The organism is Halorubrum aquaticum (genome assembly GCF_900113615.1).
Lineage (GTDB): Archaea > Halobacteriota > Halobacteria > Halobacteriales > Haloferacaceae > Halorubrum > Halorubrum aquaticum.
This window is the reverse complement of record NZ_FOPZ01000026.1, coordinates 1-23,499: the sequence shown is the minus strand read 5'-3', so window position 1 is coordinate 23,499 and position 23,499 is coordinate 1. Positions and strand designations below refer to the sequence as shown.

General features: G+C 69.0%; 23 protein-coding genes and 1 pseudogene. 8 read left to right on the top strand and 16 right to left on the bottom strand.

All coding sequences use genetic code 11. The annotated features are described in order from the left end of the window. Positions 1 to 36: 36 nt before the first annotated feature. Positions 37 to 516, bottom strand: coding sequence for a cation:proton antiporter regulatory subunit (locus tag F3H10_RS15140; RefSeq protein ID WP_149785609.1), 480 nt, complete (start codon positions 514 to 516; stop codon positions 37 to 39). A 154-nt stretch (positions 517 to 670) separates the two neighbouring features. On the opposite strand from F3H10_RS15140, the gene F3H10_RS15135 reads away from it, so the two are divergent. Together F3H10_RS15135 and F3H10_RS15130 are read left to right on the top strand one after the other, a co-directional pair. Continuing rightward, positions 671 to 967: a DUF7562 family protein gene (locus F3H10_RS15135; RefSeq protein WP_149785608.1), complete on the top strand. Its 297-nt coding sequence runs from the start codon at positions 671 to 673 to the stop codon at positions 965 to 967. A gap of 92 nt (positions 968 to 1,059) precedes the next feature. Next, positions 1,060 to 2,358, top strand: coding sequence for a ribonuclease catalytic domain-containing protein (locus F3H10_RS15130; protein WP_149785607.1), 1,299 nt, complete (start codon positions 1,060 to 1,062; stop codon positions 2,356 to 2,358). A gap of 709 nt (positions 2,359 to 3,067) precedes the next feature. Here F3H10_RS15130 and leuS read toward each other — a convergent pair. Beyond that, positions 3,068 to 5,731, bottom strand: a complete 2,664-nt coding sequence (gene leuS, locus F3H10_RS15125; protein WP_149785606.1) for a leucine--tRNA ligase — start codon at positions 5,729 to 5,731, stop codon at positions 3,068 to 3,070. Between the two features lie 132 nt (positions 5,732 to 5,863). Between leuS and thrC the strand changes: the two genes are divergently transcribed. Continuing rightward, positions 5,864 to 7,093 carry a threonine synthase gene (thrC, locus tag F3H10_RS15120; protein WP_149785605.1) on the top strand — a complete coding sequence of 410 codons (1,230 nt, stop codon included), beginning with the start codon at positions 5,864 to 5,866 and terminating at the stop codon, positions 7,091 to 7,093. Between the two features lie 10 nt (positions 7,094 to 7,103). Here the strand turns inward: thrC and F3H10_RS15115 are convergent, their stop codons facing one another. Then, the gene (locus tag F3H10_RS15115) at positions 7,104 to 9,386 is read right to left on the bottom strand and encodes a hypothetical protein (RefSeq protein ID WP_149785604.1); all 2,283 of its coding nucleotides are present in this window, start codon (positions 9,384 to 9,386) and stop codon (positions 7,104 to 7,106) included. A gap of 232 nt (positions 9,387 to 9,618) precedes the next feature. Here F3H10_RS15115 and F3H10_RS15110 point away from each other — a divergent pair, with 232 nt between their 5' ends. Then, positions 9,619 to 10,014, top strand: a complete 396-nt coding sequence (locus F3H10_RS15110) for an SHOCT domain-containing protein (RefSeq protein WP_149785603.1) — start codon at positions 9,619 to 9,621, stop codon at positions 10,012 to 10,014. Positions 10,015 to 10,142: 128 nt separating this feature from the next. Here the strand turns inward: F3H10_RS15110 and F3H10_RS15105 are convergent, their stop codons facing one another. The 8 genes and pseudogenes from F3H10_RS15105 to F3H10_RS15070 all read right to left on the bottom strand — a co-directional run bounded on the left by F3H10_RS15105 (position 10,143) and on the right by F3H10_RS15070 (position 14,511). Then, on the bottom strand, positions 10,143 to 10,490 hold the full coding sequence (locus tag F3H10_RS15105; RefSeq protein ID WP_149785602.1) for a DUF7344 domain-containing protein: 348 nt from the start codon (positions 10,488 to 10,490) through the stop codon (positions 10,143 to 10,145). Between the two features lie 68 nt (positions 10,491 to 10,558). Continuing rightward, positions 10,559 to 11,216, bottom strand: a pseudogene (locus tag F3H10_RS15100) (helix-turn-helix domain-containing protein). A gap of 137 nt (positions 11,217 to 11,353) precedes the next feature. Then, positions 11,354 to 11,665 carry a phosphoribosyl-ATP diphosphatase gene (hisE, locus tag F3H10_RS15095; protein WP_149785601.1) on the bottom strand — a complete coding sequence of 104 codons (312 nt, stop codon included), beginning with the start codon at positions 11,663 to 11,665 and terminating at the stop codon, positions 11,354 to 11,356. After that, on the bottom strand, positions 11,662 to 12,255 hold the full coding sequence (gene pdxT / locus F3H10_RS15090) for a pyridoxal 5'-phosphate synthase glutaminase subunit PdxT (protein WP_149785600.1): 594 nt from the start codon (positions 12,253 to 12,255) through the stop codon (positions 11,662 to 11,664). The genes hisE and pdxT overlap by 4 nt, the downstream gene beginning before the upstream one ends. 74 nt (positions 12,256 to 12,329) lie before the next feature. Further along, positions 12,330 to 12,995 carry a cytochrome c biogenesis protein CcdA gene (locus tag F3H10_RS15085; RefSeq protein WP_149785599.1) on the bottom strand — a complete coding sequence of 222 codons (666 nt, stop codon included), beginning with the start codon at positions 12,993 to 12,995 and terminating at the stop codon, positions 12,330 to 12,332. A gap of 16 nt (positions 12,996 to 13,011) precedes the next feature. Continuing rightward, the gene (locus tag F3H10_RS15080) at positions 13,012 to 13,554 is read right to left on the bottom strand and encodes a TlpA family protein disulfide reductase (protein ID WP_149785598.1); all 543 of its coding nucleotides are present in this window, start codon (positions 13,552 to 13,554) and stop codon (positions 13,012 to 13,014) included. Between the two features lies 1 nt (position 13,555). Further along, entirely contained in the window at positions 13,556 to 14,239 is a 684-nt protein-coding gene (locus F3H10_RS15075; protein WP_149785597.1) for an SCO family protein, read from the bottom strand. A 107-nt stretch (positions 14,240 to 14,346) separates the two neighbouring features. After that, complete coding sequence (locus F3H10_RS15070) at positions 14,347 to 14,511, bottom strand: preprotein translocase subunit Sec61beta (protein ID WP_149785596.1); 165 nt, start codon at positions 14,509 to 14,511, stop codon at positions 14,347 to 14,349. Positions 14,512 to 14,648: 137 nt separating this feature from the next. Here F3H10_RS15070 and trxA point away from each other — a divergent pair, with 137 nt between their 5' ends. Together trxA and F3H10_RS15060 are read left to right on the top strand one after the other, a co-directional pair. Then, positions 14,649 to 14,918, top strand: a complete 270-nt coding sequence (trxA, locus tag F3H10_RS15065) for a thioredoxin (protein ID WP_066412215.1) — start codon at positions 14,649 to 14,651, stop codon at positions 14,916 to 14,918. Between the two features lie 101 nt (positions 14,919 to 15,019). Beyond that, a complete protein-coding gene (locus tag F3H10_RS15060; RefSeq protein WP_112080429.1) occupies positions 15,020 to 15,169 on the top strand; it encodes a 50S ribosomal protein L40e in 150 nt (49 codons plus the stop codon). 101 nt (positions 15,170 to 15,270) lie between these two features. Here F3H10_RS15060 and F3H10_RS15055 read toward each other — a convergent pair whose 3' ends face one another. Further along, the gene (locus tag F3H10_RS15055; protein ID WP_149785595.1) at positions 15,271 to 16,677 is read right to left on the bottom strand and encodes an MATE family efflux transporter; all 1,407 of its coding nucleotides are present in this window, start codon (positions 16,675 to 16,677) and stop codon (positions 15,271 to 15,273) included. A gap of 97 nt (positions 16,678 to 16,774) precedes the next feature. Further along, positions 16,775 to 17,926: an ATP-binding protein gene (locus F3H10_RS15050; RefSeq protein ID WP_188127956.1), complete on the bottom strand. Its 1,152-nt coding sequence runs from the start codon at positions 17,924 to 17,926 to the stop codon at positions 16,775 to 16,777. Positions 17,927 to 18,086: 160 nt separating this feature from the next. On the opposite strand from F3H10_RS15050, the gene F3H10_RS15045 reads away from it, so the two are divergent. Together F3H10_RS15045 and ilvA are read left to right on the top strand one after the other, a co-directional pair. Then, positions 18,087 to 18,482 carry a gamma-glutamylcyclotransferase family protein gene (locus F3H10_RS15045; protein WP_149785593.1) on the top strand — a complete coding sequence of 132 codons (396 nt, stop codon included), beginning with the start codon at positions 18,087 to 18,089 and terminating at the stop codon, positions 18,480 to 18,482. Between the two features lie 257 nt (positions 18,483 to 18,739). Continuing rightward, positions 18,740 to 19,951: a threonine ammonia-lyase gene (gene ilvA, locus F3H10_RS15040; protein WP_149785592.1), complete on the top strand. Its 1,212-nt coding sequence runs from the start codon at positions 18,740 to 18,742 to the stop codon at positions 19,949 to 19,951. A gap of 89 nt (positions 19,952 to 20,040) precedes the next feature. On the opposite strand, the gene F3H10_RS15035 is transcribed toward ilvA, so the two are convergent. From F3H10_RS15035 to F3H10_RS15025, 3 genes are all read right to left on the bottom strand, one after another. Further along, positions 20,041 to 20,757, bottom strand: coding sequence for a hypothetical protein (locus F3H10_RS15035; RefSeq protein ID WP_223174337.1), 717 nt, complete (start codon positions 20,755 to 20,757; stop codon positions 20,041 to 20,043). Between the two features lie 151 nt (positions 20,758 to 20,908). Next, positions 20,909 to 21,979, bottom strand: coding sequence for an NAD(P)/FAD-dependent oxidoreductase (locus tag F3H10_RS15030; protein ID WP_149785590.1), 1,071 nt, complete (start codon positions 21,977 to 21,979; stop codon positions 20,909 to 20,911). A gap of 78 nt (positions 21,980 to 22,057) precedes the next feature. Further along, complete coding sequence (locus F3H10_RS15025) at positions 22,058 to 23,491, bottom strand: DHH family phosphoesterase (RefSeq protein ID WP_223174339.1); 1,434 nt, start codon at positions 23,489 to 23,491, stop codon at positions 22,058 to 22,060. Between the last annotated feature and the right edge of the window lie 8 nt (positions 23,492 to 23,499).

The following is a 23,499-nucleotide window of genomic DNA, read 5'->3' as shown; positions in this document are numbered from 1 at the left end:
CGAGGTCGGGAGACGTATGACGCTCGGTCGCGTCCGTCATTCCGTCAGTAGCTCCTCGAACGCCTCGCAGTTCTCGCGGGTGCCGACCCCGATCACCGTGTCGCCCTCGCGGAGGACCGTACCCGCGTCGGGGCTGTCGATCACCTCGTCGCCGCGTTGGATGGCGACGACCGCGAGCCCGGTCCGGTTGCCGATGTCGGCGCTCTCCAGGGTCTCGTCGACGAGCGGGGAGCCCGGCGGGAGCTCGTACCACTCGAGGAGGATCCCGCCCGGGAGCGTGGTCTCCTGGGTCGCCGGCTCGATCGGCTGGAAGTGGGCCCCCTCGATGATCGACCCGATCGTCCGGGCGAGGTCGTCGCCGAACTCGAAGGTCTTCTCGCTGTCGGCGTTCGGCTCGGAGCGGTAGAACAGCTCCCGCTTGCCCGTGTTGTGGATGACGACGATCATCTCGCCGTCGTCGAGTTCGATCTCGAACTTCTTTCCGACTCCCGGGAGGTCGGACTCGGTGATCGTCATACGGGGTGTACGGTCGCCCCCGGTAATAGTCCTGTATACCGCGTCCGTATCCACCCGTCCGCCGTCGGAGCGGTCCTCCGGGAGCACCCGTTCGTCGGACGGATGTCTGCCGCCGGCACCAAACGCTAAGTAGACCGGGTTCGAGGAGACACCCATGTGGCGCTCCCCGAGGAGTCGGGACCGTCGGACCGTGGTCTGTATCGCGTGCGGGGAGTCGGTGTTGCGCGAGGACGCCCGCGAGTACGACAAGGAGGGGAACCGCTGGGACCGGCGGGACAAGGAGTTCGAGTACCTCTGTGTCGACTGTGACGACGAGCTCTGTCACCAGCCCCGCGACGGCCTCGAGTCGCTCGTCCTCTCCATCGAGTCCGACGGCCTCACACAGGAGGAGTTCCTCGACCGGTACACCGACGCGGTCGCCGACTCCGCGAAGCGACCCGACGACGGGTGAGGCGGCGGACGGCCGAACGCGAAGCGGTCCGGCGGCGACGCGGTCCGATCCGCCCCGACAGGCCTTTCTAACGGACCCGCGTTGGTCCGCGTATGTCAGACGACGAGCCGAAACAGGGCTCCGCCGAGGACCAGGGCCCCGTGACGGTCACCGAGGCGTTGGCCGATCGGTTGGCCGAAAAGCGGGAGGACCTGTTCGAGGAGTTCGGCATCCGCGACGAGTTCCCGCCGGCGGTCCTCCGGGAGGCGGAGGCCCGAACCGGGGGCGTCTACGACGAGATCGAGGGCGAGATCGACGAGCGACGGGACCTCCGGGACCTCACCACTTGGACGACCGACCCGATCGACGCGCAGGACTTCGACGACGCCATCTCGATCGAGCGCGAGGAGGACGCCTACCGGCTGTGGGTCCACATCGCCGACGTGACCCACTACGTCACGCCCGACACCGCGATGTGGGAGGAGGCCGTCGAGCGCGCGAACACCGTCTACCTGCCCGCCTACACGATCCACATGCTGCCGCCGGTGCTCGCCGAGACCGTCTGCTCCCTCGTCCCCAACGAGGACCGGCTCGCGCACACGGTGGAGATGGAGATCGACGACGAGACGCTCTCCTTCGAGGACGTCGACATCTACAAGTCCGTGATCAACTCGGACGAGCGGCTCACCTACAAGGAGTGTGAAGAGCGGCTCGAGGACCCCTCCTTGCCCCTCGGCGACGAGAACGAGCTCGCGTTCGAGCTCGCCGATCGCATGCACGAACAGCGCAAGGAGGACGGCTCGCTCGTCCTCAACCCGCGGCGCGACCGCGCACACACCATCATCGAGGAGTCGATGCTCAAGGCGAACAAGGCGGTGACACACACCCTGATGTGGGACCGCGGCGTCGAGGCGATGTACCGCGTCCACCCGCAGCCGACCCCCGACCAGTGGAGCGAGGCGCTCCAGGAGATCCAGGAGCTCGACGGCGTCTCGATCCCCGGATCGGCGTGGGGCGACGACCCGCGGAAGGCGGTCAACGCCGCCTTGGAGGAGTCGCCCGAGCGCCAGCTCAACAAGATCCAGCGGGCCGTGCTGAAGGTGATGCCGCGCGCGAAGTACATGAACGACCCGTTCGGCGGCCACCACGCGCTCAACTTCGACATCTACGGCCACTTCACCTCGCCGATCCGCCGGCTCTCGGACACCATCAACCACTGGATCGTCCACGAGAACGACGTGCCCGAGAACCTGATCGAGCTCTGTGACCGAGCCAGTGACAAACAGAAGGACGGCGAGACGGCCGAACGCCTCTACAAGCAGTTCCTTCAGGAACAGGGACTCGACCCCTACGCCGTGAACAACCGCGGGCTGGAGGTCGTCGAGGAGGAGGAGGCGAAACACACGGTCTAAAGCGGGTTAGTGGGACTCGTCAGTTCGTCGCGAGCGGTCCGGGACGGACGTGCGTTTCGTGTCGAAGTGGGGGCGAAGTCGATCGGGACGGGTTCGTTGCTTGTAGGACGGACGTTTTGATGGAGATCGGAGTGAGTAGAACGAGGTCGTTGCTGGCGCGGTGACCGCCTCCAAAGCCCCAGCCTCGGGGACTCGCGCGGCTCGCTGTGCTCCTCGCTCAGTCACTCCCGTTCCTTCGCTGCGGTGCTTGCTTCGCCGGGCTTCCTCCCCGAGGCAGCGAGGCGCTCCGCGCCTCTGGCAGCCGGCGGCGGAGCCGCCGGCGACTGCCCCTTTGAGTCCCACCGGACCGCAACCGCCCCGCACCTCACACCTCCCCAACCTCGCCGCTCACTTCGTTCGCGGCGTCCCTCGCGGTCGGGTTCGCGCCCTCCGGGCGCTCACCGGCACGCCACCGCACTACAAGTGGTCGTTGCCTCGCCTGTATTGAACAGTGAGGATCGAGCATCCGCGAGCGAAGTTGTTCGAAAGACCGGAGGTCTTTCGTGATGACGAAACGGCTCCGCCGTTTCGAACCACGAGCGGTTCACCGACGGAGCCGTCGAAGACGGCGGAGTCGGCTTTTCCCCTCCAGGTTTTTCGAGGAGCGGTTCCCGAAGCGAACGCAGTGAGCGAGGGTACTCGACGAGAAAAAGGTGGTGTGTTGACCGATTCACTCCGCGATGTCGATCGCGGGGCGTCCCGGCTCGGCGTGGCGGGCCGTCTCCGGGTCGGCGTCCGCGGCGCGCTCGACGACGACGGGCGCGTCGAACTCGCGTTCGATCAGCCAGGCGGCCGCGCGCAAGGCGGCGTACTCCTCGTCGCCGGAGAGGGTCTCCGAGAGCGCCTCGCGTTCCGCCTGGAGGTCCTGTCCGTAGGACGCGGCCTCGTCGCCCTGCGCGCGAATGTGGTCTTCGCCCATCAGCTCGCCGATCAGGTTGTCGGCGTCGCTGTCGATCGCGATCTCGAGGGCGTCGTACTTCCAGTCGGGCGCGACGACGACGTCGATCCGTTTCGGGTCCCGAATGTCGGCGACGTCGACGATGTCGCGCACGTCCTCGCGGGTGTTCGCCACCAGCCGGCGACGACGCTCGACGGTCTCGCGGTCGGCCGTCGCGGTCGGCCAGTCGGCCTCGACGACGAAGCCGTCCCGTCCGAGCGTCTCCCACAGCTCCTCGGCGAGATGCGGCGCGACCGGCGCGAGCAGCCGGACCGCGGCGTCCAGCCCGCGCTCGTAGACCGCGGGGTGCGGGTCGGCGTGTTCGCGGTAGCCCCGAAGCGTCCGGACGAGGTCCTGTGCCTCCCGCAGCGCGACGTTGAACGTGAGGTCGTCGTACTCGTCGCCGGCGATGGCGACGGCGGCGTCGACCTCGTCGTCGACGTACTCGTCGATCGTGCCGCGGTCGGCGTCCGGGTCGGCGGTCCCCGCGTCGCCGGCGGCGTACCCCTCGACGAGGTCGGAGAGGCGGGCCAGGAATCGGTGCGTCGACTTGACGCCCTCCTCGGACCAGTCGAAGTCGCGCTCGGGCTGGGCGGCCTGCATCATGAACAGCCGCGCCGTGTCCGCGCCGTACTCCTCGACGATCCGCTGGGGCGAGACGACGTTCCCCTTCGATTTGGACATCTTCTCGCCCTCCAGTTGGACCATCCCCTGTGCGAGCAGGTTCGTGAACGGCTCGCGGTGTTCGAGCCCCTCCTCGTCGGCCAGCACCTTGGTGAAGAAGCGCGAGTACAGCAGGTGCATCACGGCGTGTTCGATCCCGCCGACGTACTGGTCGACCGGCATCCAGTCGTTCGCGCGGTCGAGGTCGAAGGGGGCGTTAGCCAGATCCGGCGAGACGTACCGCAGGAAGTACCACGAGGAGTCGACGAACGTGTCCATCGTGTCGGTCTCGCGGGTCGCCTCCGCGCCGCACTCCGGACACGTCGTCTCCTTCCACTCCTCGGCGGCGTCGAGCGGGTTGCCGGTCGTGTTGATGAACTCCGGAAGCTCGACGGGCAGGTCCTCGTCGGGGACCGTCACCGGGCCGCAGTCGTCACAGTGGACCACCGGGATCGGCGTCCCCCAGTAGCGCTGTCTGGAGATCCCCCAGTCGCGCAACTGGTACTGGGTCGCCGCTTCGGCGCTCTCGATCTCCTCGGTCAGCCGCTCGCGGGCCGTCTCGCTGTCGAGGCCGCTGTACTCGCCGGAGTCGACGAGCACGCCGTCGTCGGTGAACGCCGCCTCGCTCACGTCGGGAGCCGTCGGCTCCTCGTCGCCCTCCGGTTCGGGGGCGATCACGGGCCGGATCTCGACGTCCTTCTTCGTCGCGAACGCGTGGTCGCGCTCGTCGTGGGCCGGCACGGCCATCAGCGCGCCCGTCCCCACGTCCGAGAGCACGAAGTCGGCGACGAAGACGGGGATCTCCTCGCCCGTGACCGGGTTCGTGGCGGTCAGCCCCGTTTCGACGCCGTTCGGCTCGTCGCCGTCGGGGTCGGCCTCGTGGTGGACGAACTCGTGGACCGCGTCGTCCTCCTCGGCCAGCTCCTCGCTGATCGGGTGGTCGGGCGCGAGCGCGAAGAACGTCGCGCCGAAGACGGTGTCGACGCGGGTGGTGAACGCCTCGACGGGGCCGTATTCCTCAATTTCGAAGTCCAGTTCGGTCCCGTGCTGGCGGCCGATCCAGTTCCGCTGCATCTGGCGCACGGAGTTGGGCCACCCCTCCAGGTCGTCGATGGCGTCGAGCAACTCGTCGGCGTATTCGGTTATCTTCAGGAACCACTGGTCCAGATCGCGGGTCTCGACGGGAGTGTCACACCGCCAGCACAGCTCCGCGTCGCCCTCGACCTGCTCGTCGGCGAGGACGGTCTCACAGGAGGGACACCAGTTGACCTCGGCGTCGCGGCGCTCGACGAGTCCGGCGTCGGAAAAGCGGGAGAAGAGCCACTGGTTCCACTCGTAGTACCCGGGCGTACAGGTGGTGATCTCGCGGTCCCAGTCGTAGCCGAACCCCATCGACTTCATCTGGCCGCGCATCGTGTCGATGCAGTCGAACGTCCAGTCGCGGGGGTTGGTGTCGCGCTCCTTGGCGGCGTTCTCGGCGGGGAGGCCGAACGCGTCCCATCCCATCGGGTGGAGCACGTCGTCGCCGCGCATCCGGCGGTAGCGGGCGTACGCGTCCGTGATCGTGTAGTTGCGGACGTGGCCCATGTGGAGCTTCCCGGACGGGTACGGGTACATCCCGAGGACGTACGTCGGGTCGTCGACGTCGTCCGGCGTGCGGTACACGGAGGCGTCCGTCCACGCCTCCTGCCACCGACTCTCGACCGCGGTGTGGTCGTAGGCCTCCTGAGACATCTGCTTATATACCCGTGATGCGGTCGGCGTCGTATACCTTTCCATCCACGGGTGAACGCTCGATCGCAACGCGGCGTTCGGACGACGACGTGCGGCCGGTGGATTCTCCTCCCCGCCGGTCGACCTCCGGGCATGGACCACGTCGAAACGCTCGAATGTACGCGCTGTGGTGCCGAATACGACCCCGATCAGGTGATCTACACGTGCCCCGAACACCCGGGCGTGGAGGGGATCCTCGAGGTGAGATACGACTACGATCGCGTCCTCGACCGGTTCACGGAGCCGCTCGACGGTCGGATCGATTCACAGTGGAAGTACCGTGCGTTCCTCCCCGTCGACGACGACGTCGAGCCCGTGACCCTCGGAGAGGGCGGGACGCCCCTCCTCGACGCGCCCCGACTCAGCGCGGAACTCGGCGTCGACCTCCGGGTGAAAGACGACGGGCGGAACCCGACGGGCGTGTTGAAGGACCGCGCGACCGCGATCACGGTGACGAAGGCGCGCGAGCTCGGGATCGACGTCGTCACCTGCGCCTCGACGGGGAACGCGGCCGCGTCGCTCGCGGGCTTTTCCGCCCGCGGCGGGTTCGATTGCCGGCTCTTCGTCCCCGGCGACGCGCCGGAAGGGAAGCTGGCCCAGCCGCTCGTCTACGGCGCGGACGTGCTCGGGGTCCGGGGGAGCTACGACGAGGCCTACGACCTCAGCATGGAGGTCACGGAGCGCTTCGGCTGGTACAACCGCAACGCCGCGGTCAACCCGTTCCAAGTGGAGGGGAAACGAACCGTCGGCCACGAGCTCGCCGAGCAGACCCGCGGGGAGACCCCGGACTGGCTGGTGTTCTCGATGGGCGACGGCTGTACGATCGCCGGCGGGTGGAAGGGGTTCCGCGAGTTCGCCGATCTCGACCTCGTCGAGGGGACGCCGCGGATGCTCGGCGTTCAGGCCGAGGGCGCGAGCGCGATCCACGACGCCTTCCACGGTCACGACGACGTCGACGAGGTCGCCGAAACGGTCGCGGACAGCATCTCCGTCGGTCGTCCGCGGAACACGCTGAAGGCCTGCTCGGCGCTCGAGGAGAGCGGCGGTGAGTCGGTCCTCGTGAGCGACGAGGAGGTCCTCGCCGCCGAATCGCTCCTGGGGCGGACCGAGGGGATCTACGCCGAACCCGCCGGCGCCGCCCCGGTCGCCGGCCTCCGGAAGGCCCGCGAGGAGGGGATCGTCGAGGCCGGCGAGTCGGTCGTGGTCGTCGTCACCGGGACCGGGCTGAAGGACACCGCGAGCGCGATGCGGGCCGGCGGGGAGGTGACGGCGATCGATCCCGCGCTCGACGACGTGGTGGAGCGGTACGGCGAGGGGAACTGACTCGCGGGTCCTACAGCTTCTCGGCGTCGAGCGCCTGCTCGGCGCGGCGGTCGGCCTGCTCCAGCCGTCGCCCCGTCGCGTTCGAGAGTCCCGGCGGGAGCCCGCTTCTCGCGGCCTCGAGGCGCTCCGCGACTCGAGCGAGCCGCTCCGCGACGACCTCCAGTTGCCGGTCCGCGTTACCGCGATCGCCCTCACGGGCGCGCTCTTCGGCCCGTTCCGCGGCCTCGACGACGGCGGCGAGTGCCCGTTCGAGCCCCCGTACCGCGTTCTCGGGACCGCCGTCTCCGCCGCCCCCAGCGCCGCCGGCTCCGCCGTCGTCGCCGTCGCCGTCGTCGTCCGTGGCGACCGTCGCGACCGACGCCCGCGTCTCCTCGGCGATGTCGGTCAGGAACCCCGCGAGCGGCGCCTTCCCGGTCTCGGGACGGTCGATCCGTATCCCGTCGTCGGACGCGGGATCCGGATTGATCCGGTACGCGCCGATCTCGTCGTCACCGTCGCGAACCTCCGCGGTGTACGCGCCGCCGGCGTGGACGTACACCGCGTCGGATCCGTCCGTCGGCGACTCGTAGATCCGCCCCGCGAAGTCGTCCTCGAGGGCCGTCGCGACCACGTCGGTCTCGGCCTCCTCGTCCGTGACCGCCAGCTTCGTGGCGTTCTCACGCGCGACGAGGGGGACCTCGGCGTCGACGCCCGCGATCGTCACGGGACCGGAACCGTCGCCGGCGTCCTCGTCGTCGCTGTTGTCTCCGTCGTCGCCGGTTTCCTCGCCGTCGCCGGCGTCCTCGTCCCCGTCGCCGGAAACCTCCACTCGCTCGCTGTGCGGAGCTCGGCCCGCGCCGTTGACCGTGAGGCGGTGGTCGCCGGGCTCGACGTCCCGAACGACGGCCACGCCGCCGAACGTCGGGACCGCCTCCGGATCGCTCTCGAGGAGCGCGACCGCCTCGACGCCGGCGTCGGTCGTCGTCAGCCCCTCGTTCTCCGGGGCGTCGTCGTTCGTCACCGCCTCCGTCACCCGCGTGACGACCGTGTTCACCGACGCGGGCTCGCCGATCGCGTCGTATCGGTCGGCGAGCTCCGCGCGGTGGTTCGGTGCGGTGATGTCCGCCGCCGGGGCGTCGTAGCGTGACTGCTCCCAGGGGACCCCCGTCGTCGTGATGTGGCCGGCGACCGCGTCCTCGACGGCCTCCGGGACCGCGAACTCGAAACTCAGTTGCGGCCCGACGAACGCGTCGATCCCCTCGAGCTCCGCGGTCTCGACGAGGTCGTAGGCGACGAGGCTTCCCCCGTCCTCCCGATTCTCCCCGTCGTCGTTGCCGCCGCCGTCGCCCCCGTCGGCGTCTCCGCCCGCCGTCTCGAGTCGCTCGGCGTGCTCGAAGGTGACTCCCGTCTCGCGGGTCGGGAGGTCCGTCGGCGGCGACGTCAGCGCGTCGAGCGACCGGATCGTGAGTGCGTCGTCGACCAGCGACTCGCGGTCGACCGCCGGGAGCCGCTCGTGGTCGTACATCGGCTCGCCCTCGTACTCCGGGACGACGAACGGGAGCCGCGCTCCCTCGTCGCGGGGGAGTCCGTAGGCGAGCGGCACCTCCGCGAGGTCCTCGACCCCCTCGATCGCGGTGTTCGTGATGTCGGCGAGCAGCCCGTCAGCGCTCACGCGCTGGAACCGATCGGGGACCTCGTTGACCGACAGCGTCGAGGAGTGCGAGCCGAGCTCCGGAAGGATCCGGGGGACCACCTCCGGATCCGGATCGAGGAACTCGTTGTTCGGGACCCGCCTCGAGTGCGAGCTGGCGACGTACAGCTGCGGCTCGTCGGTCTCGCCGTCGACGAAGACGTGGAGGACCTCCCAGTCGTGCCAGTGGAAGTTGGTCGTGAACTGGTCGAACGCGGAGTAGAACCAGAACTGGACGGCCTCGAGCGGGGAGTCCTCGTACTCGACGCCGTGGTAGAACACGGTCGGTTCGGGCGGTGCCGGCGTTCCCGCCGGATCGCCCGCGGTCCCCTCGAACCGCTCGTGGTAGCCGTTCAGCGCGTCGAAGCCGTCGACGACCGTCTCGCCGTCACGCTCGCTCGTGTAGGGCCGCGGGTCGGTCGGGAACCACGGCTCGTGTACGTCGAAGTACAGCGTCGGAGCGAACCGCTCGGCGAGTTCGGAGAGCCGATCCTCGTCCATTCCCGTCGTGTCGCCGTCGTCCTCCCGCCGGAGGGCGGAACACCCCGCGAGCGAGGCACTCCCGAGGCCGGCGACGGCGCCGAGGACCGTCCGGCGGTCGACCGTGGACGGGTTCCCCGTCACGAGCCGGTCCCCCCGGAGTCCGCGTCCGCCTCTCGTTCGGAACGGGCTCGGGGATCGTTCGAAAACACGCTCGAAGCCATTCGTTCGGAGAGGGAGACAGAACGGAATAAGCCTTCTGACGCCCGGATCCCTGAACGTCCGCCCCTCGAGCGCGCGGACGGCCGGCAACCGGATCGAAGAACGACCGGCCGTCGGGAGAACGTATTTGTGCGCGAAGCCGCCACTCTCGGTCATGGACACGAAGCGGGCCCTCTACTACGCCGCGATCGCGATCGGCGTTCTGATAGCGGTGAGCGTCGTGGTCTCGGTCGTCTCGGCGATCCTGAGTCTCGCGTGGGCGGTGATATCCACGGCGGTGACCCTCGCCGTCCTGTTCGGGATCGTCTACGTCGCGTACCGGGCCGGATCGTGGCTATCTGGCGACGGCGGCGGCGATCCGACGTCGATCGACTCGGTCGGCGGATCGCGGTCCACGTCGACCGAGACCTCCACGGACCGGCAGGAACGGCTCCGTCGGCGGTACGTCGAGGGCGAGATCGACGAGGCGGAGTTCGAGCGCCGGATCGCCAGCGAGTTGGAGACGGAGGACCTCGACGACATCGAGCGGGAACTCGAGCGGGAGCGGTGACACGCACTCGTACTCGATGAGTGGGTGTCGTCGAACTCACATCACGCCAGTTCATCCCGCAACTCGGCGACTGAATCGGCTGCGCGAGTTGGCTTACGATGAATCACCGATACCACGTTATTCGCTATTTAGGAGGTTGGAAGGTCAGAATCCATCGCGAGGATCGTCGAAAGATCGGACTCTTCTCGGTCGAGTTGAGGCGTTGACTCCACCACTTGCCGCTCAAGGTCGTATCGGATGAACCCGGCCTCGGCCAACTTCGGAAGGTGGAGGTGATGAAGGCTGATCTGGACCTCTGTGACCGTCTCGTCAGCAGCCTCCGTCGGTGGCGTGTGGTGATTGTATTTGATGATCGCGTTTGTAAGGTCGTTTATCGAGATCGGCTGTTCCTGATCTGCGAGCGTCGCAAGGACGATGCGACGATGTTTGTGATTACAGACGTCTAGAACCGTCTCTAACTCATGGGTCCCAACCATACGCTACTATAAACGGCCTACATGTTTTACCTCTATTTTTGTGTATACAATCCTATTTTAAGCCGCCCTCACTCTGGTGGGTGGAGTTCAGTCAGTGTATTGCCGAGAATCGATCTGATTCCGCGTCGGAGCCGGGACGCGACCGCCTGCTGTGAAATATCCAGTTCATTGGCCGAGGTCTGCCATCGTCACGTCACGAGGCGTGTTGAAATAGCCCCGCTCGTACGCGAGCATCAATGCCTCCTGCTGGGTGTCGGTGAGTGCGGTTTCAGCCTTCGATTCGATGGGTGTGAGTGCCTGAAGCTTGGTGAGCGTAATCGGGATGTCTAACTCCCGACAGCGTCCTTGGAACGCCGCGATGTCCCGCCGCTCGTCACCCCGAACATCGAACGTCCACTGATCGCTCGTGCCGACCGCTTTAATAAGGGGAACCCCCGTTTCCATCAGCGTGCTCAGAACGCCGTCGTACTCCAGCGTCCACTCGACGCGCAACAGATACTGATCTCCGACAGAATCGACGAGACGGATGTTCTCCACGCCCGGATGATCGTGAAACGTGTCTTCGATGTTATCTACGGCAACCCCCCGAACCCAGAAATAGGGAATCACGACGTCTTGGGCCGGAATAATTCGCTCCAGTTCGACTGTTACTTCCGGGAACGGTTCGAACAGGGTTCCTAAGGGGAACTGGTCGGACGGGACCGTAAACGTCGCTTCGGTAGCCATTATCGGATCTGTTTCGCGCCGCCAGTAAAGGACTGGTATCCACCCCGATAGGCGAAGAACGACATCTCGGATAGGGACACGCGAATAAGCGAATCCGATTCCGGTGTGACCCGTTCTGTGACGCCTGCTCGAGGGGACTAGAACCGGTCGCGGAGCTCCCCGCGGAGGTCCTCGAGGTCGAGGTCCTTCATCGAGAGCAACACCAGCAGGTGGTAGACTAAGTCGGCACTCTCGTAGGTGAGTTCCTCGAGGTCCTCGTCCTTCGCCGCCAGGATCGCCTCCGTCGACTCCTCGCCGATCTTCTCCAACACCGCGTTCTCGCCCTTCTCGTGGGTAAAAAGCGAGGCGGTGTACGAGCCCTCCGGCAGCTCGTGCTTTCGCGACTCGATGGTCGCGAACAGCTCGTCGAGGACGTCAGCGTCCTCCTCCGCCGACCCGCCGTCGCTCACGCTTCCACCTCGCTTTCGGGGAAGAAGGCGAGGTCGTGGACCCGCGAGTCCTCGGTGAGTTCGGGGTGAAAGGAGGTGGCGAGCACGGGACCGTCCCGCACCGCGACCGGACGGTCGTCGACCGTCGCGAGCGTCTCGACGCCCTCGCCGACGTCGTCGATGAGCGGCGCGCGGATGAAGACCGCGTGGAACGGCTCCGAGAGCCCCTCGATCGGGACCTTCGCCTCGAAGGAGTCCTTCTGTCTGCCGAACGCGTTGCGGTCGACGGAGACGTCGACGAGCCCGAGCGCGTCGACGCGGTCGTCCTTGGCGTCCCGCGAGAGCACGATGAGTCCGGCACAGGTCGCGAGCACGGGCTTTCCGGCCGCGACGTGCTCGCGGATCTCGGGAGCGATCCCCTCGCGGTGGATCAGCCGCGAGATGGTCGTCGACTCCCCGCCCGGCATGAGGAGGACGTCGCAGTCGGGGACGATCCCCGAGTCCCTGACCTCGACGACCTCCGCGGACTCGCCGTGTGCGGTCGCGGCGCGGCGGACCGCCTCGGCGTGTTCGGCCACGTCGCCCTGGACGGCGATGACGCCAGCTTTCATACCCCCGCTCGGCAGGGCACGTCCAAAAAGGGCGCGCTACCGGGCGGGGCGGGAGCCGCCGCCGGCGACTCGGTTCAGTAGACGACGAGCGCGAGGTACAGCTGGCCGATCCCCGCCACCACCATCACCGCGCCGGCGAGCCGCTTCAGCGTCCCCGAGTGCGCCATGATCCGGCCGGCGTTCGTGAGGAGTCCCATCCCGGTCGCCACGGTCGTCGCGACCATCAGGACGGCGACGACGCCCGCGTAGACGCCGAGCAACAGCAGCGCGGCCTCCGTGGGGAGCGCGATCGCCCGGGCGATCACCGCGAGAAAGATCGGCGCGACACAGCCCGCGCCCGCGAGCGCGTAGCCCGCGCCGAAGACCCCGAACCCGAACACGCTCGCCCGGCGCTTCGGGAGCGGGATCGATATCGACGGAGTCCGGCCGGCGACGACGAGCAGCCCGAAGACGACGAGCAGCCCCCCGACGAGCGACTCGAAGACGGTGATGTTCGAGAGCGTCGAGTGACCGACCCGGACGGTCGCGCCCGCGAGGAGGGTGAAGGTCGCCAGCACGCCGAGCCCGGCGGCGATCCCGCGGGTTCCAGCGCCCGCGATCGAGACCTCGTCCGCGTCGGTCTGGTTCACGTAGAACCCGACGTAGCCGGGGAGAAGCGGGTACGCACACGGCGAGAAGAACGTCGCCACGCCGGAGGCGACCGCGAACGACAGGTCCGTCGCGAGCGCGGTCCCGGTCATCTGACGGAGGCGCCGATCATCGGTCAAGCACGGCCTCGATCTCGTCGACGAGCGTGTCGGCGGTGTGGACGCCGGAGTCGGACCACTGGACTCGGCCAGTCGAATCGATCGTCACCGCCGTCGGGAATTCATCGACCAATCTCGACGTGAGTTCCGCGGTTGGATCCGCCGCTATGAGCCAGTCACCGTCGTTCTCGCGCCACCAGTCGGCTACCTCCTCCTCGGTCACCGATCGGCCGACCGCTTCCGGTGTCACCGACACGAACAGCACCTCGTCGCCGACGCGCTCCGCGGCGTCCCCGAGCGCCGGCATCTGTTCGATACAGGGTGGACACCACGTCGCGAAGAAGTCGATGAACGTCGGTCGATCGGGAGCCGGGATCGTCACCTCTCCGTCGCGGCTGCCGGGGGCCTCGATCGTGTCGAGCGTTATCGGTTCCACGGGTTCCGCCGACGTACCGCCCCCGAGCGCGGCCGGGACGTTCCCCGTCGCGACGACCCCGCCGGCACCCAGCGCGCCGGCGCTCGCGATCCCGGCGAGGAGGTGGCGTCGTTCCATCCTACGCGTTCACCACCCGTTCGAAGTCGTTCACGAGCCGTTCGATGTCCGTCTGCGGCCCCCTCGGGTACGCCCGCTCGACGATCCCCTCCTTGTTCGCGAGGAGAATGAGCCCGTAGTGGGGGAACTGGTACTCCAGGTTCTCGTAGTCGTCCGCGTCGGCCTTCTCGATCACAAGGCCGAAGTTCTCGTCCAGCAGCTCCTGGCCCCGCTCGTAGCTCTCCGGACGGAGGAAGTGCCAGTTTCCGGCGTCGAGGTTCACTCCCTGCTGGCCGCCGTACTCGCGGAGGACGTCGGCGGTGTCCCGCTCGGGGTCGAACGTGAGCGCGAGGAACGCGGCTTCGTCGCCGTACCCCTCCTCGACCGCGACCTCCTGTGCGCGCCGGAGCCGCAGGATGAGCGCGGGACAGACCCCGTCCGGGCAGTTCGTGTAGAAGGAAGTCCACAGGACGGCGCGCTCGCCCTCGAAGTCCTCCGTCGACACCTCCTCGCCGGTGATCGGGTCCGGGACGGTGAAGTGCGGCATCTCGTCGCCGTAGCTCGGGTGTGCGGACTCGCTCAGGTCCCGTTCCGGCGGGCCGAGCACGGTTCCCTCGGCCCCGGAACTTCCCAACACGCCGAGACAGCCGGCGGTCCCGGCGACGGCGGGGACGGCGAGCGACCGCAGGTAGTGACGACGGTCCATACCCGAACGCGGAGCCTCGCGAATAAGTCCGTTTCGTCGAGTCCCGCCCGACGGTGACGGATCGATGCGGCGGGTCGGTCGGCCGACCTCGGCACGCGAAACGACGCCTATGCGACGGTCAGCGAGAGGACCTGGACGAAGACGCCGAAGAGGACGCAGAACGCGAGGACGGTCTTCGGGTTGATCGCGATGGCGTTGCGGTCCTGCGAGTCGAAGTACCGAACGAGCCCCGCGCTGGACATCAGTCCGCCGGAGTTGCTGCCGCTGCTCATGTCCCTTCGTTCCGCGCCATCGGGCGTAAGCGTTTCGTCTCGGGGACCCGTTCCCCGCTCGGTCGTCGTCGGTCACCCCACCTCCCCGCCGCGTGAGAAACCCTTATCGGCGAGCCGACGTTACGTGTCGGCGAACCATGACCGTTCGAGTGCTGGATTTCTACGCCGACTGGTGCGGCCCGTGTAAGACGCAGGACCCGATTCTGGAGGAGGTCCAGGAGGAGCTCGGCGACGCCTTCGAGCTACAGAAGGTCGACGTCGACCAGGAACAGGACGTCGCCAACCAGTATCAGGTCCGGTCGCTGCCCACGCTGATCGTCGAGAACGACGACGGCGTCGTCGACCGGTTCGTCGGGGTCACCCAGAAGGAGGACATCACGGCCGCGATCTCGGAAGCCGGCGCCTAGTCGGCGCGTCGTAGTCGGTACGCCGTCGACGCTACACGGACGACGACCCCGCGCCGCCGCGTCTCGCAACCTTTTACAGCGCCCGCGTGCTCACGACGAGTATGGCCAGTTTCGACGCCGCGGAACGCCGCAACCTCGACCGACAGATCTGTATGCGCTGTAACGCCCGCAACGCGCCCGACGCCGGGCGCTGCCGCAAGTGCGGATACACCAACCTCCGCCCGAAGGCGAAGGAACGCCGCGCGGCGTAGATCGGCCCGGTCCGCCCGGATCCGGTTCCATCCGGCCGACCCGGCCTTCGCAGTCCGACCACCGTTCGCTCCTCCGGTTTTTCACGCCCCGAGCCGCCCGCTCAGTCGCCGTCTCCCGCGGCCGCCTCCTCGCCGCTGCCGCGTTCGGCCATCATCGCCGCGGCCCGCGGGGCCCACTCGGCGTACCGGAAGCCCACGGCGACGACGGTCGCCATCCAGCAGTACGCGAGGAACACCCCGACGTACGCGCCCTCCGGGCCGAACCCCGCGGTCCGGCTCAACACCCAGGAGGCGCCGAGGAAGAGCCCGAACATCCCCGTGAGTCGCGCCGCGAACGGGATCCGGGTCTCGCTCGCCCCCTGAAGCGCGCCCGACAGCGACGAGAAGCAGGCGAGCGCGCCGCCCGCGAGGCCGTACACCCGCGCGAAGTCGACCGCGTACTCGACGGTCGCCGGGTCGGACGTGAAGAGTCGAACGACCCGCGGCGCGAGCGCGACGAGCGCGAGCCCGATCGAGCCGACGGTGAGAAGCCCGAGCCCCGCGACGGCCCAGCCGTCGAAGCGGGCCTCGTCCGGGTCACCCGCGCCGAGCGCCTGCCCGACCAGCACCGAGGCGGCGACGTTGTACCCGCGCGAGAGCGGTCCCGTCACCTGCTGGTAGACGCGGCGGCCGATCTGGAAGCCGGCGTTGACCGCCTCGCCGAAGCCCAAAAGGAGGGCGTTGAAGGGGAACTCCGCGGCCTCGGAGCTGAACCCCTCGGCCACCCGCGGCGCGCTCACGCGGAGCAGCTGTCCCGCGATCGTGAGGTCCCGCGGACGGGCGAACTCGGCGTCGGTCCACGGCCCCCATATCGCCGCACACAGAAGCGTCGCCGTGAGGACGTTCGCGCTCGCGGTCGCGAGCCCGACGCCGACGATCTCCAGTCTGGGGAGCCCGAACAGCCCGAGTCCGAGGAGGACCGATCCGACGATGTTGACGGAGTTCGAGAGGACGTTCACGTACATCGGCGTTCTGGTGTCGCCGGTGCCCTGAAGCGCCCGCGCACCGACGAGCGCGACGTGTCTCGCCGGGGCCGTCGCGAAGACGATCGCGAGGTACGCCGAGCCGAGCGAGACCACCTCCGGCGGCGTCTCTCGACCGATGAGTCGGCCGAACACGCCGATCGCGGCCTCACCGAGGAACAGCCCGAGGAGGACGAAGGGGATCCCCGCGATCGCGCCGAGCAGGATCGCCTGCGTGATCGCCTCGTCGCGGGTCTCCGTCTCCGCCGCGCCGGTATCCTGTGAGGAGAGCGCGATCGCGCCGCCGCCGAGGCCCAGGCCGATCCGGAGCGGAAACCGCGCGTACAGGTCCGCGAGCCCGATCGCGACCACCGCCGCCGGCGAGAAGAGCGCGCTGACGACGACGTCGGTCGTCCGCATCGCGGTGCGGAACGTCTGCTCGGCCATCACCGGCCAGGCGAGCGTGAACACGCGCTCCCAGACGCGCCGGAGCCGCGGGAGGTCCATGCGTCACCGTCGACGGGCGGAATCGAGTTCTAGCTGTCGGAGGCGGTCGAGTCCGCCGACGGTCCCGGTCGGTCGCTGACCACGTCGAAGGGTCGTCTCAGTCGTCGTCCGCTCGCGGGAGCCTCACCTCGAAACGCGTCCCGCCGAGGTCGGCGTCCCCGACCGAGACCGTGCCGCCGTACTCCTCGACGAGGCTGTCGACGATGAACAGCCCGCCACTCCCGGTGCCGCCGTCGCGATCGCCCGCACCCTCGGCGGCCGCGTCGCCCGCGTCGTCGTCTCCGAACAGCGCGGCGCGCCGCTCCGGCGGGATCCCCGGGCCGTCGTCGCCGACGGACAGCGTGACCGTTCCGTCGTCGTCGCGGACGGCGACCCGGAGGGTGACGTCGCCGCCCGCGTGTTCGACGGCGTTCTCGACGAGGTTGTCGACGACCGATCGGAGGCCGTCGTTCGCCGTGACCGGAGCCTCCCCCGTGAGGTCGGCCTCGACGGTCACGTCGGTGCGCTCCGTGAGTCCCTCGAGTATCTCCCGGGTGATCGCCGCGAGGTCGACCCGATGGAGATCGGAGTCGCCGAGGAGCGCGTCGGTGACGGCGCTCGTCGTCTCCAGGCGGTCGAGTCCCTCGTCCGCCTTGGCCGCGATCACCGTCGAGGCGTCGCGCCCGCCGGGACCGTTTCCGTCGTCGGAGTTCCCGTCGTCGCCGCGCTCGCCGGTGGTGTTCCCGTCGCCGTGACCGGTCGACCCGGCGAGGTCCGCGTATCCGCGGATCGTCGAGAGGTCGTTCCGGAGGTCGTGACGAAGCAGGTGGTTCACGAACGAGACCGCCCGGGTGGCGTCGCGCGCACGGCGCGCCTCGGCCTCTTGGCGAACGGCGAGATACCCCGCGATCGCGCCGCCGAGCGCTCCGGAGCCGGCGGCGACCAGAAGCGGAAAGACGGGTTCGACGAGGGGACGCCCCTCGACCGCCCGGACGAGAAGCGTCGCGCCGATCGCGCCCGCCGCGAGGAACGTGCCGGCCGCGGTCCACCGAGCGACACGTCCCTCCTCGTCTCGAGTGAAGCCGGCGTCTCGGACCCGTCCCCCCGCGTAGACGACGCCGAGGGCGATCCCGCCGTCGAGCGTCAGCGCGAGCGCGGGACCGAGGGCTCCCTCGACGGCCCCGATCTCGGTACCGTGGTGGACCGTCGCGGCGAGCAGCAGGCTACACCCGATCCCGACGACGACGGCGTATCCCCGCGGTCTCCACACGATGGTACGACGTTCGGCGGCTTCCGACAAAAACCGTTGTGTGTTAGGGGTCTCGGGAGAGGAGCGGATCGACGATCGGCGGGCGGAAACGGCGAGCGACGGACGGTCAGCGTCCGCCGTCCCCCCGAACGTTGAAACGCGCGAACGACGCAGACGACGCATGGACGTCTTCGTCTACGGCACCCTCACCGAGCCGGATCGGGTCGGCGAGGTCCTCGACTCGTTCGTCTTCGTCGGACCGGCGACGCTCTCGGGTCTCCGGACGGTCGAAGGGCGATACCCCACGCTCGCGCCCGGCGGGGAGACCGCGGGTCGGCTCCTCCGAACGGACGAGACCGGGACGCTCGACGCGTACGAGGGCGTCGACGACGGACTCTACGTCCGGGTATCGGTCCCGCTCGACGCGCCCGACGGCCATCCCGAGGAGGCGGCCCTCTACGTCGGCGACCCCGACCGACTCGGGGCGGACGCGACGTGGCCGGGCGACGGCGGGTTCCGCGAGCGAGTGAGGGAGTACCTCGACCGGACCGAGGTCGCCGTCCGTCTCGACCCGTGATCGACCGTCTGACACGGGTCTGACGAGGGATCGAAGTCGACGCCGTCCATCAGTTTCACTTTCACTCCGCCTGCCGGACCTTTTTGTGCCACGCCCCGCTTTCTCTATTCGCACGTCACACGCGTGCATTCCCCCATTCCCTTTCACGCGCTCCACCGCGAGCGACGCGGTCCGCTCGTGCCGCGGGCGATGTACGACGACTCCACGGACCACCGGCGACCGGAACCGATTAGCCCGCGGCGTCGCCACGACGGCGTATGATCTCGTTAGCCGACATCGAGGCCGCCCGCGAGCGGGTCGACGGCGTCGCCCGCCACACGCCGCTCGAGCGGTCCCGGACGTTCTCGGAGATGAGCGGCGCGGACGTCCACCTCAAACTGGAGAACTTCCAGCGCACCGGCGCGTTCAAGATCCGCGGGGCGACGAACCGGATCGCGACGCTCCCGCCCGAGGCCCGCGAGGCGGGCGTCGTCACTGCCAGCGCCGGCAACCACGCGCAGGGCGTCGCGCTGGCGGCCGAGCGCGCCGGCGTCGACGCGACCGTCGTGATGCCGAAGTTCGCGCCCGTCTCGAAGGTGAAAGCCACCCGGGGGTACGGCGCGAGCGTCCGGCTCGAGGGGGTCGACTACGACGAGGCACAGGCGGCCGCCCACGGCCTCGAGCGCGAGAACGGGCTGACGTACGTCCACGCCTTCGACGACCCGGCCGTCATGGCCGGACAGGGCACCCTCGGGCTGGAGATCGCCGACGACCGCCCCGACCTCGACACCGTCGTCGTCCCGATCGGCGGCGGCGGGCTGATCTCGGGGGTCGCCGTCGCGGTCAAGGAGCGCCTCGGCGACGTCCGCGTCGTGGGGGTCCAAGCGGAGGGCGCGGCGAGCGCGGCCGCGTCGCTCTCGGCGGGCGAGGTCCGCGAGATCGAGGGCGTCGACACGATCGCCGACGGGATCGCCACCCGCTCGATCGGCGAGGCTCCCCTCGAGGTCATGCGCGAGTACGTCGACGAGGTGGTGACCGTCGACGACCGGGAGATCGCCCTCGCGCTCACCCTGCTCCTGGAGCGCTCGAAGACGCTCGTCGAGGGAGCCGGGGCGGTCGCGCTGGCGGCGACGCTCTCGGAGGCGTTCGACTACGACGACGAGGAGACGATCGTGGCCGCGCTGTGCGGCGGCAACATCGACCTCAACCGGCTCGGAACGGTGGTCCGGCGCGGGCTCGTCCAGATGGGTCGGTACCTCAAGATCACCGTCGACCTGAAGGACCGGCCGGGCGAACTCGAGCGCGTCTCGAGCATCGTCGCGCGCGCCGGGGCGAACGTCTACGCGGTCCACCACGACCGGACCTCCCGGGACGTGGCGGTCAACGCCGCGGAGCTCGAACTCGAGCTCGAGACCGACGACGCCGAACACGCCGCGAGCATCGTCGAGGAGCTGGAGGCCGACGGCTACGAGGTCGAGGTGCTGTCGTGACCGATGCGGCCCGTTCCGCCGGATGCTCCGTCGACGTCGCGTGACCCGGATCGAGAGTCGCAGGTCTCACGCCCGACCGCCGGGGTCGTTCACGCGCCGTTCGCGCCGGTGACCTCTCGGGCCGTCTCGACCCAATCGTGGTCCGGGAACGTCTCCGGACGGACGGTGTAGGTATAGCGGGGTTCTCCCTCCGCATCGAGCGTGACGTCGAACGCGTAGACGATCCCGTCCTCGACGCCGAGCTTGAGCGTTCCCTCGACCGCCGGGACGCCACGGGAGTCGTTAGGCTCGGTGTCCGACAGTCGGTACGTGACGACGTCGATGCCGTGGCGTGTCGTCGTGCCTGTCGCCTCCCAGTCGTAGGCCTCGAGGAGGTCCGTATGCCGACCGACGTTCGTCGGAGCGATCCGACCGTAGTGGGGGTCGTATCGGTAGTACGCGTCGGTGGCGTCGTCGTAGACGAACTGCGGATCCGACTCCCACTCGTCGCGTGGTTGGTGGTCCGGGATCCGATCGGCGGGTTGGACGTACGCGTACGTATCACCGTTGCGATAGTCCCTTGCGCCGTGCCACAGGTCGGAGATCACCTCTCCGGTGGTCGCGTCGATGTAGTAGTCCCCCTCGACACGACGGCGCTCCGGCGGTTCACTGTGGAGGATCGCGTACGAATCCCAGTGGTCCCTCGGTGCGTGTAGGACCGTCTCGTCGTCCGAATCGAGCGCAGCGAAGTCGATCGAGTCCGCTCCCGCTCCCTCGGGATACTCCCGGGGGAGATCCGATCGATCATCCGTGGTTGATCCGTCCATTCCGGGAGTTCCGTCGACACAGCCCGCGATACTCGTTACTCCGACGCCGAGTACGGAGAGGAGGGCACGGCGTTCCATGCCGGGTACTGACCGTTACGAACCAAGTGTTTTCCGGCTGCCGACCGGCGACGGATCGCGTTCGGCTCCCGACTCAGTCGTCGCTCTCGGCGGCGACGGGCGCGGGCTCGTGTAGCTCGCCGGCCCGCTCCAGCTCCGAGAGGTAGTCGTCGGCGTCGAGCGCGGCCTTCACGCCCATCCCGCCGGCGGTCACCGCCTGCTGGTAGTGGTGGTCGACCACGTCGCCCGCGCCGAAGATCCCCTCGACCGCGGTCGCGGTCTGGTTCCCGTCCCGGCCGCCCCGCGTCAGGAGGTAGCCCGCGTCGTCGAGTTCGACGCCGGTGTCCTCCAGGTACTCCGTGTTCGGCGTGTGGCCGATGGCGTAGAACACCGCCCCCACGTCGAAGTCGTACTCCTCGACCTCGCCGGCGGTCGCCGGGTCCTCGAGCTTCTCCTTGGGGTGGCCCTCGGGGTGCTCGACGAGGGTGACGCCCGTGATCCCGTCCTCGGCGGTGCCGTGGATCTCCGTCAGCTCCGTGTTCCGCAGGACCTCGATCTCGCCGTCGTCGACCTTGTCCATCACGCGCTCGATCCAGACGTCCTCCGCACGGAACTCCTCGCGGCGGTGGGCGATGTAGACGGTGTCGGCGAACTTCGTGAGGAAGTTGGCCTCCTCCATGGCGGCGTCGCCGCCGCCGACGACGAGCATGTCCTCGTCGCGGAAGAACGCGCCGTCACACGTGGCACACGTCGAGAGCCCGTAGCCCATCAGCTCGTCCTCGCCGGGGACGCCGAGCGTCCGGGCGCTGGCTCCGGAGGCGGCGATCACGGCGTCGGCGGTGTAGACGTCGCCGTTCGTGAGCTCGACTCGAAAGTGTCCCTCCGGCCGTTTTTCCACGTCGTCGACGATCCCGCTCCGGAGCTCCGTCCCGAACTTCTCCGCCTGCGCGCGCATCTCGTTGATGAGCTCCGGACCGGAGATCCCCTCCGGGAACCCGGGATAGTTCTCCACGTCGGTCGTGAGCGTGAGCTGGCCGCCGGGCTCGTCGCCCTCGATCAGGAGCGGGTCGTTGTTCGACCGGGCCGCGTAGATCGCCGCGCTCAACGCGGCTATCCCGCTCCCGGCGACGAGGAGCCGTCGGTGCTCGAGTATTTCATCGCTCATACTATACTGTTCGTGGCGGCGGGATATGTAGGTTGCGCTGGCGGTTCGCGGGCGCGGCGGGAGGACGAAACGTCCCGGTCAGTCCGGGAAGTCCGCGTCGATCGCCTCCGGCGTCGTCCCGGACGGGGGCGTCGGGGGCGACGACAGCGACTCGAAGAAGCGCCCCGCGACGAACTCCTCGACGACGTCGACGAGCGACTCGTCCTCGGCGACGGCCTCCAGGATCCCCAGCGGGACCTGCGCGCCCGCCATGTTGGCGTGACCGCCCGCGGAGCCCGCCTGTGCGAGCGCGTCCCGGAGCAGTTCGCCCACGTCGAGGTCGGTCCCGCGGGCGCGAGCCGACCCGTAGATCACCCCGTCCATGTAGCCGTACACGAACGTCACGGCGATCCCCTCGAGATCGAGCAGCCGGTCGGCCGCCTGTGCGAGCGCGTCGCGGTCGGTGATCTCGCCGACGCAGCTGGCGACCGTCGAGCCGCGGACGTCGCGCCGGTCGATCGCGGTCGCGAGCACGCGCAGCGTCTCCGGGCTCACGCTCGGGCTCTCGACCCGGTCGAGCGTCGACTCGTCGACGTGAGGCGTCAGCGACGCGGCGGCCTCGAAGTCGGGGATCGACACCTCGCGGGTGAAATCCCGCGTGTCGATCCGGATCCCGTACAGCAGCGCGGTCGCGAGCGCGCGGTCCGGCTCGATCCCCAGCCGCGAGAGGTACTCCTCGATGAGCGTGCTCGTCGCGCCCGCGTCCGGTCGAACGTCGACGAACGTCCCCTCGACCGGCCCGCGAGGCGGGTGGTGGTCGATCACGACGTCGACCGGCGTTCCCTCCGGCAGCGAGTCGTTGACCCCCGCCCGCGAGTGGTCCACGAGCGCGATCCCGCCGTACTCCTCGAGGTCGATCCCGTCGACGGTCGAAAGCGAGAGGTCCAGCAAGTTGACCATCGCCCGGTTCTCCTGATGGGCGATCTCCCCGCCGTAACAGGGGTCCGCGGGGACGCCGATCGCCTCGGCGATCCGGGCCAGTCCGACCGCGCTCGCGATGGCGTCGGGGTCGGGATTGTCGTGGGCGACGACGAGGAGCGGCCCGGAGAGCCCCCGTATCGTTCGGATCAGCCGCGGGGGACGCTCCGCCGATCCGGGCGGCCTCGCCGATTCCGCCGATCCCGGTGAGTCCGCCGATCCCGGTGAGTCCGCCGATCCCGGTGAGTCCGTCGATTCCGGTGAGTCCGTCGATTCCAGTGAGTCCGTCGATTCCGGTGACGCCGCCGATATCGGTGAGTCCGTCGATTCCGGTGACGCCGCCGATATCGGTGAGTCCGTCGATTCCGGTGACGCCGCCGATTCGGCCGATCGGTCGGGGGTCCGGTCGCTTTCGGAGTCGAGTTCGTCGAGGCCGACCGCGTCGCGGATCCGCGTCGCCATCGCCTCCACCGGGTCGACGACGCGGTCCGCGACCGACCGCAGGGCGGCGACCTGGTCCGCGGTCGGCGCGGTGCCGACGTGCGCGACGATCATGGCGTCGG

Coding starts and splice junctions, on each gene's coding strand:
- F3H10_RS15140 (WP_149785609.1), bottom strand. CDS start 516: ATGACGATCACCGAGTCCGACCTCCCGGGAGTCGGAAAGAAGTTCGAG.
- F3H10_RS15135 (WP_149785608.1), top strand. CDS start 671: ATGTGGCGCTCCCCGAGGAGTCGGGACCGTCGGACCGTGGTCTGTATC.
- F3H10_RS15130 (WP_149785607.1), top strand. CDS start 1,060: ATGTCAGACGACGAGCCGAAACAGGGCTCCGCCGAGGACCAGGGCCCC.
- leuS (WP_149785606.1), bottom strand. CDS start 5,731: ATGTCTCAGGAGGCCTACGACCACACCGCGGTCGAGAGTCGGTGGCAG.
- thrC (WP_149785605.1), top strand. CDS start 5,864: ATGGACCACGTCGAAACGCTCGAATGTACGCGCTGTGGTGCCGAATAC.
- F3H10_RS15110 (WP_149785603.1), top strand. CDS start 9,619: ATGGACACGAAGCGGGCCCTCTACTACGCCGCGATCGCGATCGGCGTT.
- F3H10_RS15105 (WP_149785602.1), bottom strand. CDS start 10,490: ATGGTTGGGACCCATGAGTTAGAGACGGTTCTAGACGTCTGTAATCAC.
- pdxT (WP_149785600.1), bottom strand. CDS start 12,255: ATGAAAGCTGGCGTCATCGCCGTCCAGGGCGACGTGGCCGAACACGCC.
- F3H10_RS15085 (WP_149785599.1), bottom strand. CDS start 12,995: ATGACCGGGACCGCGCTCGCGACGGACCTGTCGTTCGCGGTCGCCTCC.
- F3H10_RS15080 (WP_149785598.1), bottom strand. CDS start 13,554: ATGGAACGACGCCACCTCCTCGCCGGGATCGCGAGCGCCGGCGCGCTG.
- F3H10_RS15075 (WP_149785597.1), bottom strand. CDS start 14,239: ATGGACCGTCGTCACTACCTGCGGTCGCTCGCCGTCCCCGCCGTCGCC.
- F3H10_RS15070 (WP_149785596.1), bottom strand. CDS start 14,511: ATGAGCAGCGGCAGCAACTCCGGCGGACTGATGTCCAGCGCGGGGCTC.
- trxA (WP_066412215.1), top strand. CDS start 14,649: ATGACCGTTCGAGTGCTGGATTTCTACGCCGACTGGTGCGGCCCGTGT.
- F3H10_RS15060 (WP_112080429.1), top strand. CDS start 15,020: ATGGCCAGTTTCGACGCCGCGGAACGCCGCAACCTCGACCGACAGATC.
- F3H10_RS15055 (WP_149785595.1), bottom strand. CDS start 16,677: ATGGACCTCCCGCGGCTCCGGCGCGTCTGGGAGCGCGTGTTCACGCTC.
- F3H10_RS15045 (WP_149785593.1), top strand. CDS start 18,087: ATGGACGTCTTCGTCTACGGCACCCTCACCGAGCCGGATCGGGTCGGC.
- ilvA (WP_149785592.1), top strand. CDS start 18,740: ATGATCTCGTTAGCCGACATCGAGGCCGCCCGCGAGCGGGTCGACGGC.
- F3H10_RS15035 (WP_223174337.1), bottom strand. CDS start 20,757: ATGGACGGATCAACCACGGATGATCGATCGGATCTCCCCCGGGAGTAT.
- F3H10_RS15030 (WP_149785590.1), bottom strand. CDS start 21,979: ATGAGCGATGAAATACTCGAGCACCGACGGCTCCTCGTCGCCGGGAGC.
- F3H10_RS15025 (WP_223174339.1), bottom strand. CDS start 23,491: ATGATCGTCGCGCACGTCGGCACCGCGCCGACCGCGGACCAGGTCGCC.